Here is a 17,324-nt window from a genome sequence, read left to right on the forward strand (position 1 = left end):
TTAGATCACATGTTCTGCAGGCGGGTTTTGAACCCTGAACAACCGACCGCGTTCGGCCATCAGAACGCAGCCGATAGCGATGAATCCGAGCACGCAATAGCCTATTGAAACCGGCGCTGTGGTGCCGTCGAATGCCTGACCGATAATTGCGCCTAACGCTGCGCCGATCACCGTTTGGGCAAAGCCCAGAACAGAGGAAGCTGTGCCGGCAACCTCGCCGAGTGGCTCCATAGCCAGCGCGTTGAAATTGGCGGTCACAAGGCTGAAGGAGAACATGATTACCATGTAAATCGCCATCAGGATCGGAAAGGGCACAGGGTTTTCCAGCGTGACCGACAGTATCATCCACACAAGGCTGAAAGCAGTGAAGACCAGCAACATGGTTTGGGAAATTCGCCGCATGCCGTATCGACCGACCAGACGCGAATTCAGAAATGACGCAAGCGCCAGGGTCATGGCGACAGCAGCGAAAGCCAACGGGAACAGAGCGCCGAGCTTGTAAATATCAACGAAGATTTGCTGCGCCGAGTTGATGTAGCCGAACAACGCGCCGAGGATGAACGACGTGCCGAGCATGTAGAACAGGGCGACGCGATTCGAGAGAACGATCCCGAAGCCGCCGATTACGCTCTTGAACGTCAGCGGACGCCGGTTGGATGCGGGTAGGGTTTCGGGCAGGCGAACGAAAGCCCATATGCCAATGATAAGCGCCATCAGGGCCATCGACAGGAAGATCAAGTGCCACTCGCCGAAAAGCATGATGAGCTGGCCAGTTGCAGGGGCAACGACCGGCAGGATCATGAATACCATCATGACGAGCGACATGACTTCCGCCATCTGGCGACCGGCGAACTTGTCGCGTACAACGGAGACGGCAATGACACGTGTTCCCGCAGCGCCAAGTCCCTGCAATACGCGCAGGATGATAAGTGTCGTGAAATCGGTGACGATGGCTGATCCCAAAGCCGCCAGAATGTAAATGACGAGCCCGCCGAACAGCGGCAGCCTGCGACCGAAGCGATCGCTCAATGGACCGTAGAAGAGCTGCGAAACGCCAAACCCAAGCAGATAGGCAGTGATTACGAACTGGACGTGGTTTTCCGACTGAACGCCGAGGCTTGCACCGATCTGCGGTAGGCCCGGCAACATGATGTCTACAGCCAGCGCATTGATGGCCATGATCGCTGCGATGAGCGCGATAAATTCGCCGCGTCCACGCATGGAGGTCTTCTGGTCCGATGAACCGTTCTTGATGTCGAGCGGCATGACTGGCATTCCCTGGCAAAGTGACGCATCGCGTCTGAAAGACACGATGCGAAAGACAAAATTTACAAAGCAGAAGCAGACAGATGGAATCCGTCTTTGCAGCATCTAGCAAAAGCAAAAGGCGCCGTAGAACGGCGCCTTTGGAAAAAGGTGAGGCTGAAGCCGTATAACCGGCAATTAATCCTCAAGCAGCCTTGGTGGCAATACCCTTATCGGTAAAAAGTGCCTGCAATTCGCTCGATTGGAACATTTCGCGCACGATATCGCAGCCGCCGACGAATTCACCCTTTACATAAAGCTGAGGAATAGTTGGCCAGCTCGAATATTCCTTGATGCCCTGACGCAGCTCGTCCGAGGACAGAACGTTGACGCCCTTATATTCCACGCCGAGATAGTCGAGGATCTGGACGACCTGACCGGAGAAACCGCACTGCGGGAAACCCGGCGTGCCCTTCATGAAAAGCACGACGTCGTTGGTCTTCACTTCATTCGCGATGAAATCGTTGATGCCGGTCATTTGTGGTCCTTTCCAAGCATAACTCCGAAAAGTTGCCTGACTTTTCGGAAAGGATTATGCGCTAAACAAACACGTCGAGGCAAATTTCGACGCGAACTGGGAAGTCTTCCCCAATATAGTCATTTGAATGCTGGTAACCACCCCGTTTGGGTGAATGCAAGTCAAATGCGCAGAAAATCCGCATCCAAGGGAGCTGCATCTTGCCGCAGCAAGCTTTACTTCCCAAGACGGCCTTCCGTTATTCGGGTACGCTTGTCTGCAAAGCAAGTGCGTGAAGCACGCCGCCCATATTACCCTTCAGCGCATCATAGACCATCTGGTGCTGCTGCACACGGGACTTGCCACGGAAACTTTCCGCAACAACCTCTGCGGCATAATGGTCTCCGTCTCCGGCAAGGTCGCGGATCGTCACCTTTGCGTCGGGAATCCCCTCGCGTATCAGCTTTTCGATCTCATGTGCGTCCATAGCCATGCAAAATCTCCCGCCGTTTCCGGCCTTTTCTTATCGTTCTGTCGAATCGTAACGCGCCATCGTGGAACGTCAACTAACATCTGTCTAACGCTTAAATAGCCGACAAGCAAACCGCCCGGAGAGGCTTTCTATCCGGGCGGCAAAAGGTATCAACAATGGAAACCAGATCAGTTATCGCTGACCGGTTCGCCACTCATGAAGGTTGGGAACCAGCCTTCAAAGCTATCGGTCAGGTCGGCCACGCTCACATCGACCAGATCGCCAATTTTCAAGCGATCGCCGCCAACCGTGCCGAGCACGCGGAACGGCACACCTGCGCCTTCGGCATTAAGGGCAATGAGCTTTGCCATTTCCGCCGTAGCTGCAACGACGTAGCGCGCCTGATCTTCACCGAAAAGAATCGCGTGCGGCAGGCCGTCACCGGCATCGAGTTCTGCCCCCTTGCCGGACTTGATGGCCATTTCCGCGACGGCAATCGCCAGACCGCCATCGGAAAGGTCATGGCACGCTGTAACCTGACCGTTACGGATGGCCGAACGGACGAACTCGCCGTTACGCTTTTCAAGCGCGAGGTCAACTGCCGGAGCAGGGCCGTCGGCGCGGTCAAACAAATCGCGTAGGTAAATCGACTGGCCGAGATGTGTGCCATCGCCGCCAAGCAGAACGAGCACATCGCCATCCTGCATGCCGCCGATCTTTGCCATTTGCGACCAATCCGGGATCAGACCCACGCCTGCAATGGTCGGTGTTGGCAGAATGGCTTGGCCGTTGGTTTCGTTGTAAAGCGAGACATTGCCCGAAACGATCGGGAAGTCGAGTGCACGGCAGGCTTCACCGATACCTTCGATAGCCTTGACGAGCTGTCCCATGATTTCGGGTTTTTCAGGATTGCCGAAGTTCAGATTGTCGGTCGAAGCCAGCGGTTCTGCACCGGTCGCGGTAATGTTGCGCCAGCATTCGGCAACGGCTTGCTTGCCGCCTTCAAATGGGTCGGCTTCGCAATAACGCGGGGTCACATCGGAAGAGAAAGCGAGTGCCTTGGTGTCATGGCCTTCTACGCGAACCACACCTGCGTCACCGCCTGGGACCTGTAGTGAATTGCCCTGAATGAGCGTATCGTACTGTTCATAGACCCAGCGACGGGATGAAAGATCGGGCGAACCCACCAACTTGAGAAGGGCAGCCGAATAATCCTCTACCTGCGGCACATTGCTGGCAGGGAGCGGCGCATGTTTGCCTGGCTCCATCCATGGGCGATCATATTCTGGTGCTTCGTCGCCCAAATCCTTGATCGGAAGGTTGGCGACTTCTTCCCCCTGATGGATGATGCGGAAGCGCAGATCGTCGGTCGTCTTGCCGACGATGGCGAAGTCGAGGCCCCATTTGCGGAAAATAGCCTGTGCTTCGGCTTCCTTCTCAGGCTTCAGAACCATGAGCATGCGCTCCTGGCTTTCCGAAAGCATCATTTCGTAGGCTGTCATGTTCTCTTCGCGGACAGGAACATGATCGAGAATGAGTTCAATACCGAGATCGCCCTTTGCGCCCATTTCGACGGCGGAGCAGGTAAGACCGGCAGCACCCATATCCTGAATTGCGATAACTGCACCGGAAGCCATCAGCTCAAGACAGGCCTCAAGCAGGCACTTTTCGGTGAAGGGATCGCCAACCTGGACGGTGGGGCGTTTTTCCTCAATCGACTCGTCGAATTCAGCCGAAGCCATCGTCGCGCCGCCGACGCCGTCGCGGCCTGTCTTTGCGCCGAGATAAACGACCGGCAATCCAACGCCTTCGGCCTTGGAATAGAAAATGCCATCGGTCTTGGCGAGACCGGCAGCGAAGGCATTTACGAGAATATTTCCATTATAGCGCTTGTCGAAATTCACTTCGCCGCCGACAGTCGGCACGCCGAAAGAATTGCCATAGCCACCAACGCCGGACACGACGCCCGATACGAGGTGACGGGTTTTCGGATGATCGGGTTCGCCGAAGCGCAGCGCGTTCATTGCAGCGACAGGGCGCGCGCCCATAGTGAAGACGTCACGGAGAATGCCTCCCACACCGGTCGCCGCGCCCTGATAAGGTTCGATGTAGGATGGGTGGTTATGGCTCTCCATCTTGAAGACGATGCAATCGCCGTCACCGATATCGACCACGCCAGCATTTTCACCGGGCCCCTGAATAACGCGCGGCCCGGTAGTCGGAAGCGTGCGAAGCCATTTCTTGGAGGACTTGTACGAGCAGTGTTCATTCCACATGGCTGAGAAAATCCCAAGCTCTGTGAAGGTGGGCTCGCGTCCGATCAGTTCAAGAATGCGCTGATACTCGTCCGGCTTAAGACCATGCGCTTCGATCAATTCCGGCGTGATGTCTCGCGTATTGGAAATAGTCATGGAAATGGGGAACCCCGTCGCAGGCTGCGGCGTCCGACGCCCTATGCCTAAGGGACGGTCACCTAAGGTTTCAAGGCGCCTCTTTAACCTAAGTTTTCATGAAGTGCGACAGGAAAATACCGCTTTCCCGGCCTCAATCATATATCAATAACTATAAAAAGAGGCCAGGCCGGTCAGACGCTCCCTTCATATCCCGCCTGTTCATTTTCGAGCAGGCGACGAAGGGTCCGAAAACAGTTTTCGACGATACTGCGATCAGCCGGAGAAGAAAAGGCGACGCGCACCCGATGATAGATTTGATCGACGCGTCCGGCCTTGAACTCGTCCTCGTCATCAATCAGGATTCCGCTTTCATAGGCGGCTGCTTTGAATGTGCCCGAAAGCCATGGCTCGGGCAGTCCCATCCACAGGAATGGCACCGTCGGTTGCGATACAAAATCGAAACCGTCGAAGATCTCCCTCGCCATTCTCTCGCGAATGACCGTTTCTTCTCGGCATTTGCCCTGAATAACTTCTGCCTCGCCAGACAAGACAAGTTGAGCGCCGGTTTCTGCAAGCAGGAACGCCGCGCCGCCCGTGACCATTTTGTGCGTTACCTTCACACGTTGGGCGCAATGCGTAGGGCAGGCGACCCATCCGCTGCGTATCCCTGCCGCAACAGCTTTTGACAAGCCAGAGACGACGAAGGTGCGTTCAGGTGCAAAGCTTGCCAGTGGCGGTATCTGGCTGTCGCACATAACGGCATAGATATCGTCTTCGATAAGCCAGACATTGTAACGCCTTGCGATGTCGGCAATTGCGCGACGCCTTTCTTCCGGCATGACGGATAGTGTCGGGTTGTGCAGGGTTGGCATCAGAAAGGCGAGTGTCGGATGCTGCTGGCGGCAGGCGCGTTCAAACTCTTCCGGGATTAGACCATATTCGTCCAGGCCTGCCTGAATAGTACGACGACCCAGAAGGCGAACGGAGCGACTGATCTGGGCGTAAGTCAGGTTTTCAAACAGGATCCGGTCACCCGGATTGGTGAAGGCTGTGATAATGGCGATGCTTGCAGCCTGCGCGCCATTGGTAACGACAATATTGTCCAGTTCTGGCTGCCAACCTGCTCGCGAAAGCCATTTCTGCCCGGCTTCGAGCCAGTGTTGCGGGAAGTAGCGCGAATAGCTCGCAATATCTTGCGGAAAATCCCGGTGAACGTCAGCGTTGATTTTGGCCAGGACTTCGTGCTGACCCACATTCGGCGCCGCCGTCGTGTCGAAACGTATTTTCCCGGACGGGATGTCGGCAGGCTTTGTGCCGGCGATACCGGAGACGGCTAGCGCATTGTTTGCAGGTTCTTCGCCGAGAACATAAGTTCCCCGACCGACCTCGCCGGTCACGAGGCCACGCTCATGGGCCAGCGCATAGGCGCGCCCGATTGTGCCGATTGTTACCTTTAAATCAAACGCCAGATTGCGTTGCGGTGGAAGCTTGGCACCAGCCGGCAGACCGCCGCTTCCGATAGCCTCTTCGATGGCGTCAGCGAGTTGCAGGTAAAATGGGCCGGATTTGCCGGCAAGATCTGGAATCCAATTTGTCATGGTGACAACATATAAATTGTACCTATTTCTAAGTCAATTATAGAGTCAATTCGTCGCTATCTGGTGACAATCATCTGCATGGGCGGATTTGTGGGCAAAATTGTCATTTGCCTCGGCTGCCTTCCAGTTCCCAATTGGCCAACTAGCAATGAATGGACAGAGCCAATGTTCTACTTTAGACCGCAGACCGAGACAATAGATACAATTCTTCCGGTGCCTGTGGCAGATAGGGTCACAGACTTGCCAAAAGCATTGCAGCTCAACCTGACGGAGGCGTCCCAGCCGAAAGTTGGATTCGTGCGGCAGGTGCTGGATTGGCTCTCTTATCGAATGATGCTTCGGCGCACCCGGATCGCACTAAGTGAGCTGACAGACGATCAGTTACGCGACATCGGACTACAGCGCGACGAAGCTGAGCGCGAAGCGCGCAAGGTGCGCTTTCATCTTCGCTGAACCGCATCGCGGAAGCCTGAATTCTGCGTTTCCGCGATGCAGCTTGATATTACTGGCATCCGCTTTGGCCCGAAACCCAGCGGTTGACATCCGCGGCTATACGTCCGCCATGGCTCTCTCCCATCATGGGGCCGAAAGCCTCGACGCGCGCGGGATTGCCTTGCGCTTGCACGACGAGCAGCGGACGCGATGTGGGGTTACGCGCAGGTACGACCAGAATGCGCGGACGTCCGGTAAAGGAATTCAATTCCGGCGCGAGGGAGTAACCACGGAAATCCTTGTCCTTGGATTTGAACCAGCAGCTATTGGCTGCCAGGGCGATACGCTCCATGGTAGGCAGCGCCGCCTTGCTGGCGTCGACGGCGATGGGCCCTGTGGGCTTGCTGGAGGTGCAGGCTGCAAGCAAAGCAATGGCCGGAAGGGTCAGAATAGCGAAAGACTTGGTCTTCAAGGAGGAGCTCCAATAGTGCGTGCCTTTAAAAAGGCACGCATGAGAGATGGAAAGAATAGGCAGAATTCAGGCTAGTTGGGGCATGAAAGCCTTCAGTCCGTCGCTCATCTCGTTCCAGATGCGCTCAAAAACTGGATGCTGCTTTGCCTTGGCGGCATATGCATCAAATTTTGGGAATTCGTCCAGCAAATCCGCTTTGTCCGAGAGTTTCTTCAACGGGTCCATCAGAAAACGCACAGGCAAGAGCCAGCAATCCGCAAGCGTTGGTTCGTCTCCGGCGGCATAGGCTTTGTCTGAAAGACGGCTCTCGACCACTTTCAGGCCGGTATACATCTTATCGAACAGGCGTTCGATGGTTGCATGATCGCGCTCGGGTTTGCTCAGAAGGATGAAAAGCTTCATCGCAGGGCCAAGCACATCGATCTCGGTCACGCGCGCCAGCAGGCGGATGAGTGCACGCTCCCTCGGTGTGCCAGGCAGAACGGGTGTTTCTGGAAAGTGATCTTCGAGATATTCGGCAATGACCGCGCTCTCGAACAGCGTTTCACCCGAACTGGTGATCAGCACCGGCACACGGCGAAGCGGCGTTACATTGCCAAAATCGGCTGGAAACGGGTACGGCATGCTCACCGGCTTGAAAGGCAGGTCCTTTAGATAAAGAACCCCGCGGACAAAGGCCGAGTAAGGGGAAAGAGGTCTGGAATAAAGCTGCATAAATGAAGTTCCCCTGATTCGTTATCGCTAAAATGTGCGAGGCATTGCCAGCAAAAATGTGAACGCTTTTGCTTGGATGCGCATGAAACAAATATGGGATGATCCCGACGTTTATCTCGGTCTGAACCCTCCCGGAGCCAAGCTGCCACGAAAATAGCTGCTTTGCCAGTGCAGTTTTGAGCAGAGGCAAGCGCAACAAAAAAGGCGGCTCGATGGCAGCCGCCTTTTCCATTTATCTTTTTGCCAGTTTAAGCGGCAACGCCCAATGCGCCTGCAAAGAGCGCCCGGCCGTCATCGCCACCATGCGCGGCTTCGATCAGGTTCTCTGGATGCGGCATCATGCCGAGCACATTGCCGCGCGCGTTGACGATACCGGCAATATCGTTGATCGAGCCGTTCGGATTGGTGCCTTCGGCATAGCGGAACACAACCTGGCCTTCACCTTCAAGACGCTTCAGTGTCTCGGCATCGGCAAAATAATTACCGTCATGATGCGCGACCGGGCAGCGGATGATCTGACCTGGCTTATAGCCCCGCGTAAACGACGTGTTGGCGTTGGTGACTTCGAGCTTTACTTCGCGGCAGACGAATTTCAGCGAAGCATTGCGCATCAATGCGCCCGGCAAAAGCCCGGCTTCGACGAGAATCTGGAAACCGTTGCACACGCCCATGACCATGACGCCTTTATCGGCCTTCTCGCGAACGGCCTGCATCACAGGCATGCGGGCTGCAATCGCTCCGCAACGCAGATAGTCACCGTATGAGAAGCCGCCTGGAATCAGAATCAGGTCCACATCGTCGGGTATGCTCGTATCCGTCTGCCAGACGGTCACCGGAGCCTGACCGGTGATCTTGGTGAGCGCAGCGATCATGTCGCGATCGCGATTGAGACCGGGAAGGAGAATGACTGCGGATTTCATGAGCGTCTCTGTCCTTTACCTGATCAGCCGATGGTGATGGAATAATCTTCGATCACTGTGTTGGCGAGCAGCTTTTCGCACATGGCCTTGAGGTCGGCTTCGGCTTTGCTCTTGTCAGAGCCATTGAGTTCGAGGTCAAAAACCTTGCCCTGACGTGCCGAGTTGACGCCGTCGAAACCGAGGCTGCCGAGTGCGCCGACGATGGCCTTGCCCTGCGGGTCGAGAACGCCGTTTTTCAGTGTAACGGTGACGCGTGCCTTGATCACTCTGTGGTTCCTGCAATTTTAGAACGAATGAAACAGCCCGGAAGGCGTATCTGGCATGATCCCGAAAACCGGTTCCCGCTTTTCGGTGTCGTGCCCTCCCGGGCTGGGCGGATCATTTTACTTCACAAGCGTAGGGCCAGCCGGGCGCGGCGTGTCGTTCTCGTTCATGATACCGAGACGGCGTGCCACTTCCTGGTAAGCCTCGACCAAACCGCCCATATCGCGGCGGAAACGGTCCTTGTCGAGCTTGTCATTGGTTGTGATATCCCAAAGACGCGCGGAGTCTGGAGAGATTTCGTCGGCGACGACGATGCGCATCATGTCGCCTTCCCAAAGACGCCCGCATTCCATCTTGAAGTCGACAAGCTGGATGCCGATGCCAAGGAACAGACCAGTCAGGAAATCGTTGACGCGGATGGCGAGCGCCATGATGTCGTCGATTTCCGGCGGGCTAGCCCAGCCAAAAGCCGTGATATGCTCTTCGGTGACCATCGGGTCATCGAGTGCGTCGGCTTTGTAGTAGAACTCAATGATCGAGCGCGGCAGAACGGTGCCTTCTTCAAGACCAAGACGCTTGGCCAGCGAACCGGCAGCGATATTGCGCACAACCACTTCAAGCGGAATGATTTCCACTTCCTTGATCAGCTGCTCACGCATGTTGAGGCGGCGGATAAAGTGTGTTGGAATACCGATACGGTTGAGCTGGGTAAAAATATGCTCGGAAATGCGGTTGTTCAGCACGCCTTTTCCGTCGATGACTTCATGCTTCTTCGCATTGAAAGCGGTTGCATCATCTTTGAAAAATTGGACGAGCGTACCGGGTTCAGGGCCTTCGTAAAGAATCTTGGCCTTGCCCTCGTAAATACGGCGGCGACGGTTCATGGCTTTTCTCGGATTTCCATATTTATGGTGATCGGCTCTAAGCCGCTATTCTCGCGGGCTACCTATAGCAATTGTGGGCTTTTAACAATCCTGCTTTGTGCCCGTTCCCCCGTTTTCGCTGTTTCTGATGCAAGTTTATGGATGAGTCGCAAGAAAGTACTCTTTAGCTCTTGTATAATCTTGCGCCCCTTGCCAGCTTTAGGCAAGAGAACGAATGACGATCTCGTCTAACTTGTAAGTCTGGGAGCTTTACGAATGACCACTGGCATGGATGATCGCCGCGACGCTTTTGAAAAGAAATTCGCGCTTGATGCGGAACTGCGCTTCAAGGCGGAGGCACGCCGCAACAAGCTTCTGGGGCTCTGGGTCGCAGACCAGCTTGGCAAGAAGGATGGGGATGCCGAAGCCTATGCCAAGGAAGTCGTTGCCGCTGATTTCGAGGAAGCTGGCGACGAGGATGTTTTCCGCAAAGTTCGCGCCGATTTTGATGCTGCAGGCGTAAGCGTTGCAGATGACGTCATCCGCGAGAAGATGTTAGCTTTCCTTGAAGAGGCAATCCGTCAAGTGAAGCAGGATTGATGAACGTTCCGGGGCAGAAGTGCGAGGGGATTTGTCGAATTTGACGTTTGACGCGAGATTAATATCGGACGCGCATCAAACCTCAAATTCCATCCTCGCTCACTTCTGCCCCGGCGCCATGAAATGAAGGAAGTTCGAATGTCGTTGTCTTCGCGCCTTCGCGCCGGGGAAACTGTGCTTTCCGCATGGTCTTCCCTTCCAGAACCGCTGACGGTCGAAATTCTCGCTCATAGCGCGTTCGATGCCGTAACGCTCGACATGCAGCATGGAGGTCACGACGAGGCGAGTGTTCTTCGTTCTCTCGGTCTCATCCTGAGCGCTGGAAAGCCGCCAGTCGTGCGCGTTCCTGTCGGGCGCTTTGACATGGCGAGCCGCGCGCTTGATTTTGGCGCGCAGGCGGTCATTGCTCCGATGATCAACTCGGTCGAGGATGCCCGTCGGTTTGCGGCCGCAATGAAGTATCCGCCGGTGGGCGAACGTTCGTGGGGCGTGTTCCGGGCCAATGCGGATTATGGTGCGCCGGGTTCCAACGATTATCTGACCACCGCAAATCATGACACACTTGCCTTCGCGATGATTGAAACGCGCGATGCCTACGATGCGCTGGATGCCATTCTGGATGTTCGCGGTATTGACGGTGTTTTCGTGGGACCGGCGGATTTTTCCATCGCATGGAGCAATGGGCGTGAGGCCAATCCGAATTCCGATGCGATTGTGGAGCCGATTGGCAATATTGCCCGCAAGGCCGCTGCGGTCGGGAAGATCGCGGGCATCTATTCACCGTCGCCGGAATTTGCGCGTCGTTATATTCCGCTCGGATTCCGTTTTCTGACGCTCAGCAATGATGGCGGTTATATCCGGCTAGCAGCGGAAACGCTGACGAAAGCGGTTCTCGGCTAGTTTCATCGCGGAATAGGAGAAAAAAGGCGGATCCATGGCCCGCCTTTTTGCATGCAATGCGAAAACATCAGTGATGCTTGGGCGCCTGCAGTTGTGTCATGAACTCGGCGAATACCATGGAGCCTTCCGGCCAAGGTCCATGCCCGGATTCAGAATTGATATGCCCGGATTCACCGGCATCAATCAGCATTGCACCCCAATCCTTGACCACATCCTCCGCAGCTTCGAAGCTGGAAAAAGGGTCATTGCGGCTAACCACGGTGATCGTCGGAAACGGCAGGCGTTCACGCGGGTAGGGACCGAACGTCATTAGATGTTTGGGGCGGATTTTGTCGTTTGAAACATCCGGTGGGGCGACGAAAAAGGCCCCGGCTACCTTGTGCTGGAAATGCGGCAACGCATGAACTGCGGTTGCAACGCCCAGCGAATGCGCGACCAAAACAATTGGCTTGGTTGCTGCATCGGCGGCCTTGACCACTTCGCCGATCCAGTCTTCGCGAACAGGCTTGGTCCACTCGGCCTGCTGGACACGTCGCGCCGTGGAGAGTTTGCTTTCCCAACGGGTCTGCCAGTGGTCGGGGCCGGAATTGGTATAGCCGGGGATGATGAGGATATCTGCGTCTTTGACTTTCATGGCTTCCCATTTAGAGAGGCTTGGTAATTTCTTCAAGCCGTGCTTGTTGTATGCTTAGCATGGAAGGTATGCGAATGATGAACAGCCTGTTCGCTGATCGCTATCTTGTGAAATGCGCCCCAAATGGTGATGTTTAGGCAAGATTTGAAACGCGACGGAGAAATGACATGGCAATCAGCAGACGTAAGATCCTCGGCGCTGCCGGGACTGCTGCAATGGCCAGCATTCTTCCTGTTCGTGCAGAAATGCCGTCGAAGGAGGGCGTCATGACACAGCATTTAAGAGCAGGCGAAATCGACGCCGAACGTCCGGTTGCTCCGCTTCCATTCGCAATGACCACCCCAATGCGTGTGGCACGTGTTGGCCTGAGGGCACGCGACGCCGAAACATTGGCTGAGTATTATCGTGACGTCGTGGGCTTGCGCGAGATGACACGCCGTGGCGCATCGATTGTATTAGGTGCTGGCGACCGCGAACTGATGGAGATTGAGCAGTTTTCAGCCGCCAAACCGGATGATCCCCGCAGCGCCGGCCTATATCACACCGCGTTCCTGCTGCCGACCCGTGGCGATCTCGCGCGCTGGTCGCGCCGCGCCATCGACAAGCAGTTGGCGGTCAGCGGTGCATCGGATCACAAGGTGAGCGAAGCAATCTATTTGACCGACCCGGAAGGCAACGGCATCGAAATCTATTCAGACCGTCCCAACGATGAGTGGCAATGGAATGGCGACCGCGTTGCAATGAGCACTGATCCGCTCGATGTCGGAAATCTGCTCGATGTCATCAACCGCGAGGGTGGAGAATGGGACGGCGCGCCACAGAACACCGTGGTTGGTCATGTACATCTGCGCGTCGGTAATGCCCAGGAAGCAGAAACCTTCTGGCACAGCGAACTCGGCCTCGAAACCGTGCAAACCTATGGTGATCGGGCAGTGTTCATGTCCACCGGGCGCTACCATCACCATATCGCTGCCAATGCCTGGCAGAGCGCCGGTGCGGGCAAGCGTGATGAGGATCGGACCGGCCTCGGCTGGATTGAGCTGGAAGACACGCGTGGTGGCAATAACAGCACTTTCGTGGACCCATGGGGCAACGTGGTCAACACGGTCAAGACCAAGGCGTAACCAGCCGATCTTCAGAATGTAAAAAAGCCCCATGTTTTCATAAACATGGGGCTTTTTTCGGATTCAAATTATGAACCAATTAAAGGGTGCAGCGCAGATTTTGGTTATGGTGAGCCGAAATCTCAACCGAAGACGCGCTTGAAAATCGTGTCCACATGCTTGGTGTGATAGCCGAGATCGAACTTCTCGCGGATCTGTTCTTCGGAAAGAGCCGCACGTACTTCCGCGTCAGCCAGCAACTCCTCAAGGAAGTCGGCACCCTGTTCCCAGACCTTCATAGCATTCCGCTGCACGAGACGATAAGCGTCTTCACGCGACACGCCTGCTTGCGTGAGTGCCAGAAGCACACGCTGGGAGTGCACCAGACCACGGAACTTATTCATGTTTTTAAGCATGTTGTCCGGGTAAATGACCAGCTTTTCAATCACGCCAGCCAAGCGGTTGAGCGCGAAGTCGAGCGTGATGGTGGTGTCCGGGCCGATCGCACGTTCGACGCTGGAATGCGAAATATCGCGTTCATGCCAGAGAGCCACGTTTTCCATCGCAGGCGTTACCGACATGCGCACCAGACGGGCGAGGCCGGTCAGGTTTTCGGTCAGAACCGGATTGCGCTTGTGCGGCATGGCAGACGAGCCCTTCTGGCCCGGCGAAAAGAATTCTTCGGCTTCCAGAACTTCCGTGCGCTGCATGTGGCGGATTTCGATGGCGATGTTTTCCATCGAAGATGCAATGACGCCGAGTGTCGCAAAGAACATGGCATGGCGGTCACGCGGGATCACCTGCGTCGACACCGGTTCTGCTTCAAGGCCGAGTTTTGCGCAGACATATTCTTCTACACGCGGGTCAATATTGGCGAACGTGCCGACAGCGCCGGAAATGGCGCCGGTTGCGATTTCCGCACGGGCGGCAACGAGGCGGGCGCGACCACGCGCCATTTCGGCATAGAAGCGCGCAAAGGTGAGGCCCATCGTCGTCGGTTCGGCATGGATGCCATGGCTGCGACCGATGCGGACCGTATCCTTGTGTTCAAAAGCGCGCTTCTTGAGTGCTTCCAGAACGCGATCCATGTCAGCAAGCAGCAGATCGGCAGCGCGTACAAGCTGGACATTGAGCGTGGTGTCCAACACGTCCGAGGAGGTCATGCCCTGATGCACAAAACGGCTGTCCGGGCCGATGAATTCGGCCAGATGCGTCAGGAAGGCAATAACGTCGTGCTTGGTGACGGCTTCGATTTCGTCGATGCGGGCGACGTCGAATTTCGCCACGCTACCTTTTTCCCAAATGGTCTTTGCTGCTTCCTTCGGGATGACACCGAGTTGCGCGAGTGCCTCACAGGCATAGGCTTCGATCTCGAACCAGATGCGAAACTTCGTTTCGGGCGACCAGATGGCGACCATTTCAGGCCGGGAATAGCGCGGGATCATGGGTGCATCCTGTAGAAAGTGGGAGTTTAACGATTGCGGGCAGCTTCAGCCGCGGCACGAATGGCGTCGATATTGGCGCGGTAGCTCTCGACCGAATTACCCTTGTAAACTGCCGAACCGGCTACGAGAATGTTGGCCCCAGCAGCAACAACAGAGCCTGCGGTTTCCGGCGTGATGCCGCCGTCAACTTCAATGTCGATAGGACGGTCGCCAACCATTTCGCGGACGCGCTTGATTTTTTCGAGCATTGGCTCAATGAATTTCTGGCCACCAAAACCGGGATTTACGGTCATGACGAGAACGAGATCGACATCTTCGATAACGTTCGTCAGCGCCTCGGCAGGTGTTGCCGGGTTCAGCGCCAGACCGGCCTTCTTGCCCAGAGCGCGGATCGATTGCAGCGAACGGTGCGTGTGTGGACCGGCTTCGGCGTGGATTGTAATGAGATCGCAACCGGCGTCAGCAAACGGTGCCAAATAGGGATCGCAAGGCGCAATCATCAGATGCGCATCGAAGAATGCCTTGGTGCGCGGGCGGATTGCCTTCACCACCTGCGGGCCGAAAGTGATATTCGGCACAAAATGGCCATCCATGACGTCTATATGCACCCAGTCGGCACCGGCTTCCAGCACAGCGTCGACTTCTTCGCCAAGACGGGCGAAGTCGGCAGAAAGGATGGACGGGGCGATGGCGATGGGGCGCATGGTTGTCTCCTTGGCAGTTCGATGCCCGTATCACATGAAAGCGGTGAATCCTATCCCCAGCGCTTATGGAACCACATCCACTGGCCGGGATATTCGCGCACCCATGCCTCGACGGTATCGTTCAGAAGCTGTGCTGTTGCGGCAACATCAATCTCGCCTTTGTCGTCACGTGGCAATTCCATGCGCTCATAGAGTTCGAGGCGGTAACGCCCGCCGGGAAGGCGGATACAGCGCGCCGGGTAGACGTCGCAATCATATTGCCGTGCAAGCTTGGCCAACAACGGGTTGGTCTTCACCGGACGATTGAAGAAGGTGGAAGGCACGCCGCGGCGGAATTTCTGATCCACCAGCATTCCCACATTGCCGCCTTCATCGAGAATATGCGCAAGCGACCAGGCCGCACCGGCTTTCGACGGCACCAGATGCCCCATATTGGTGCGACGAGCTTTCAGAACCTTGTCGGCGATATAGGGATTGTTAGGCGGACGGAAGAGAGCCGTGACGTTCAGACCGAACGTCGCGGCGCAGATCGGCAGAAGCTCAAAATTACCGGTATGGGCGGTGAAGAATATATGCGGTTTCTTCTCGTCGCGCAGGCGTTCAAAAATCGGAATACCTTCTACCTCGACCAATCCTGGCGTCGTGGAATAGGGATCGAAATCGAAAACGGCGTCGAGGAAGATATATTCCGCGAAGAGGCGCGCCATCGAATCCCACATTTCGCGGGCGATACCTTCAATTTCCGCGTCGCTTTTCTCTGGATAGGCCTGACGCAGATTATCGGTGGCGACCTTGTGGCGCGGCGTCAGCGGCCCGACCAGGCGGGCCACCTTAGCCGAAAAGCTGATTGCTGCCTTCGCCGGGAAAAGGCGCAGTAGTCCAAGCAGCAGAAACACGGCCTGTGCCCAGAGCCAGTAGTTGAACTGCTTCAGCTTGCGGGTCCAGCGGAAGAGCAGAAGTTTCAGCTTGAACATCATGGACGTGGGCAACTCAGTCGATCTCGAGAATGATCTTGCCGAAGACGTCGCGACCTTCCATGCGCTTCAAAGCCGTATCGATATCATTGAAGCCGACGACAGTGTCGATGACCGGATGTACGATGCCGCGTGCCATCTTCTGCATGGCGTCAGCCATGTTTTCCATGCGGCAACCAAACGAACCGAGGATCTTGAGCTGCTGCTGGAAAAGTTGCATCAGGTTCATGCTCGTGGAAACGCCTGAGGTCGAACCACAGGTGACAAGACGCGCGCCGCGTTTCATGCACAGCATCGAACCGGCCCAAGTGTCCGCGCCCACATGCTCGAACACCACGTCCACGCCCTTCTTCTTGGTCAGCTTGCGCACCACGCCCTCGAAACGGTCTTCACGATAATTGATGACGTGATCGGCACCGAGCGCCTTGGCTTTCTCGATCTTGTCATTGGAACCGACTGTCGTGATGACGGTACAGCCCATTTTCTTGGCAAGCTGGATGGCGGCTGACCCGATGCCAGAACCGCCGGCTTGAACGAGCACTGTTTCGCCGGGTTCCAGCTTGGCATTGTCGAACAGCATATGCTCGACCGTACCGAAGGTTACAGGCGCAACGGCTGCGCCGATGGCGTCCACACCGCGAGGTGCTGGAACGAGCAAGCGGGCAGGCAGGTTTACGGCTTCGCAAGCAAAGCCGTCCAGATGGAAACCATGCACGCCGCCGACATGCTCGCACAGATTGTCACGGCCTTCGCGGCAGGCACGGCAAAGTCCACAGGTCCGTGCGCCATAGATCGAGACGAGCTGGCCGGGTAGGAGATTGGAAACGCCGGGACCTACGGCATCGACCACACCAGAAGCTTCCGCGCCGATAACCAGCGGCATCTTGCGCTTGGCAAACGCCATACCGCGCCAGCCCCACACGTCAATGTGGTTGAGCGCTACAGCCTTGATCTTCACCGTCACCTCGCCAATGCCAGGGGCAGGCGGCGGCGCGATATCGGTGATTTCGAGGCGGCGGTCATCAAGAAGCTGCAAGGCGCGCATGAAGTAATCCTCTTCAAGACATAATCCCG

General features: G+C 56.0%; 19 protein-coding genes. 4 read left to right on the plus strand and 15 right to left on the minus strand.

Annotated features, from left to right (window positions below; genetic code table 11):
• The 5 genes from FJQ48_RS14445 to FJQ48_RS14465 form a co-directional block, all read right to left on the minus strand.
• Window positions 1–1,266: a multidrug effflux MFS transporter gene (locus FJQ48_RS14445; protein ID WP_139975694.1), complete on the minus strand. Its 1,266-nt coding sequence runs from the start codon at window positions 1,264–1,266 to the stop codon at window positions 1–3.
• Between the two features lie 184 nt (window positions 1,267–1,450).
• Window positions 1,451–1,783, minus strand: coding sequence for a Grx4 family monothiol glutaredoxin (gene grxD, locus FJQ48_RS14450; RefSeq protein ID WP_061345429.1), 333 nt, complete (start codon window positions 1,781–1,783; stop codon window positions 1,451–1,453).
• A gap of 238 nt (window positions 1,784–2,021) precedes the next feature.
• Window positions 2,022–2,255, minus strand: a complete 234-nt coding sequence (locus tag FJQ48_RS14455) for a BolA family transcriptional regulator (RefSeq protein WP_006466620.1) — start codon at window positions 2,253–2,255, stop codon at window positions 2,022–2,024.
• A 167-nt stretch (window positions 2,256–2,422) separates the two neighbouring features.
• Window positions 2,423–4,645 (minus strand): phosphoribosylformylglycinamidine synthase subunit PurL, encoded by a 2,223-nt coding sequence (purL, locus tag FJQ48_RS14460; protein WP_139975695.1) that lies wholly within the window; start codon window positions 4,643–4,645, stop codon window positions 2,423–2,425.
• Between the two features lie 173 nt (window positions 4,646–4,818).
• Window positions 4,819–6,225, minus strand: a complete 1,407-nt coding sequence (locus FJQ48_RS14465; protein ID WP_139975696.1) for a PLP-dependent aminotransferase family protein — start codon at window positions 6,223–6,225, stop codon at window positions 4,819–4,821.
• 165 nt (window positions 6,226–6,390) lie between these two features.
• Here FJQ48_RS14465 and FJQ48_RS14470 point away from each other — a divergent pair, with 165 nt between their 5' ends.
• Window positions 6,391–6,678 (plus strand): DUF1127 domain-containing protein, encoded by a 288-nt coding sequence (locus FJQ48_RS14470; protein WP_139975697.1) that lies wholly within the window; start codon window positions 6,391–6,393, stop codon window positions 6,676–6,678.
• Between the two features lie 49 nt (window positions 6,679–6,727).
• Here FJQ48_RS14470 and FJQ48_RS14475 read toward each other — a convergent pair whose 3' ends face one another.
• The 5 genes from FJQ48_RS14475 to purC form a co-directional block, all read right to left on the minus strand.
• A complete protein-coding gene (locus FJQ48_RS14475) occupies window positions 6,728–7,129 on the minus strand; it encodes a hypothetical protein (protein ID WP_139975698.1) in 402 nt (133 codons plus the stop codon).
• A 66-nt stretch (window positions 7,130–7,195) separates the two neighbouring features.
• On the minus strand, window positions 7,196–7,843 hold the full coding sequence (locus FJQ48_RS14480) for a glutathione S-transferase family protein (protein ID WP_139975699.1): 648 nt from the start codon (window positions 7,841–7,843) through the stop codon (window positions 7,196–7,198).
• A gap of 248 nt (window positions 7,844–8,091) precedes the next feature.
• Window positions 8,092–8,763 (minus strand): phosphoribosylformylglycinamidine synthase subunit PurQ, encoded by a 672-nt coding sequence (gene purQ / locus FJQ48_RS14485; protein ID WP_139975700.1) that lies wholly within the window; start codon window positions 8,761–8,763, stop codon window positions 8,092–8,094.
• 23 nt (window positions 8,764–8,786) lie between these two features.
• Window positions 8,787–9,029: a phosphoribosylformylglycinamidine synthase subunit PurS gene (purS, locus tag FJQ48_RS14490; RefSeq protein WP_139975701.1), complete on the minus strand. Its 243-nt coding sequence runs from the start codon at window positions 9,027–9,029 to the stop codon at window positions 8,787–8,789.
• A gap of 117 nt (window positions 9,030–9,146) precedes the next feature.
• Window positions 9,147–9,911 carry a phosphoribosylaminoimidazolesuccinocarboxamide synthase gene (gene purC, locus FJQ48_RS14495; RefSeq protein ID WP_139975702.1) on the minus strand — a complete coding sequence of 255 codons (765 nt, stop codon included), beginning with the start codon at window positions 9,909–9,911 and terminating at the stop codon, window positions 9,147–9,149.
• Between the two features lie 255 nt (window positions 9,912–10,166).
• Here purC and FJQ48_RS14505 point away from each other — a divergent pair, with 255 nt between their 5' ends.
• Both FJQ48_RS14505 and FJQ48_RS14510 read left to right on the plus strand, forming a co-directional pair.
• Entirely contained in the window at window positions 10,167–10,490 is a 324-nt protein-coding gene (locus tag FJQ48_RS14505; RefSeq protein WP_139975703.1) for a DUF1476 domain-containing protein, read from the plus strand.
• Window positions 10,491–10,628: 138 nt separating this feature from the next.
• Complete coding sequence (locus FJQ48_RS14510) at window positions 10,629–11,390, plus strand: HpcH/HpaI aldolase/citrate lyase family protein (protein WP_139975704.1); 762 nt, start codon at window positions 10,629–10,631, stop codon at window positions 11,388–11,390.
• Window positions 11,391–11,457: 67 nt separating this feature from the next.
• Here the strand turns inward: FJQ48_RS14510 and FJQ48_RS14515 are convergent, their stop codons facing one another.
• Window positions 11,458–12,024, minus strand: a complete 567-nt coding sequence (locus tag FJQ48_RS14515; RefSeq protein WP_139975705.1) for an alpha/beta hydrolase — start codon at window positions 12,022–12,024, stop codon at window positions 11,458–11,460.
• 266 nt (window positions 12,025–12,290) lie between these two features.
• Between FJQ48_RS14515 and FJQ48_RS14520 the strand changes: the two genes are divergently transcribed.
• Window positions 12,291–13,148 (plus strand): VOC family protein, encoded by an 858-nt coding sequence (locus FJQ48_RS14520; protein WP_337961870.1) that lies wholly within the window; start codon window positions 12,291–12,293, stop codon window positions 13,146–13,148.
• A gap of 122 nt (window positions 13,149–13,270) precedes the next feature.
• On the opposite strand, the gene purB is transcribed toward FJQ48_RS14520, so the two are convergent.
• The 4 genes from purB to FJQ48_RS14540 are packed head-to-tail and all read right to left on the minus strand — an operon-like array spanning window position 13,271 to window position 17,295.
• Window positions 13,271–14,572 carry an adenylosuccinate lyase gene (gene purB, locus FJQ48_RS14525; protein ID WP_139975706.1) on the minus strand — a complete coding sequence of 434 codons (1,302 nt, stop codon included), beginning with the start codon at window positions 14,570–14,572 and terminating at the stop codon, window positions 13,271–13,273.
• Window positions 14,573–14,598: 26 nt separating this feature from the next.
• Entirely contained in the window at window positions 14,599–15,276 is a 678-nt protein-coding gene (gene rpe / locus FJQ48_RS14530; RefSeq protein WP_139975707.1) for a ribulose-phosphate 3-epimerase, read from the minus strand.
• A gap of 50 nt (window positions 15,277–15,326) precedes the next feature.
• Window positions 15,327–16,253 carry a lipid A biosynthesis lauroyl acyltransferase gene (locus FJQ48_RS14535; protein WP_139975708.1) on the minus strand — a complete coding sequence of 309 codons (927 nt, stop codon included), beginning with the start codon at window positions 16,251–16,253 and terminating at the stop codon, window positions 15,327–15,329.
• A 13-nt stretch (window positions 16,254–16,266) separates the two neighbouring features.
• Window positions 16,267–17,295, minus strand: a complete 1,029-nt coding sequence (locus FJQ48_RS14540) for a zinc-binding dehydrogenase (RefSeq protein WP_139976301.1) — start codon at window positions 17,293–17,295, stop codon at window positions 16,267–16,269.
• Window positions 17,296–17,324: the final 29 nt, after the last annotated feature.

The organism is Ochrobactrum sp. CGA5, assembly GCF_006345815.1.
Lineage (GTDB): Bacteria > Pseudomonadota > Alphaproteobacteria > Rhizobiales > Rhizobiaceae > Brucella.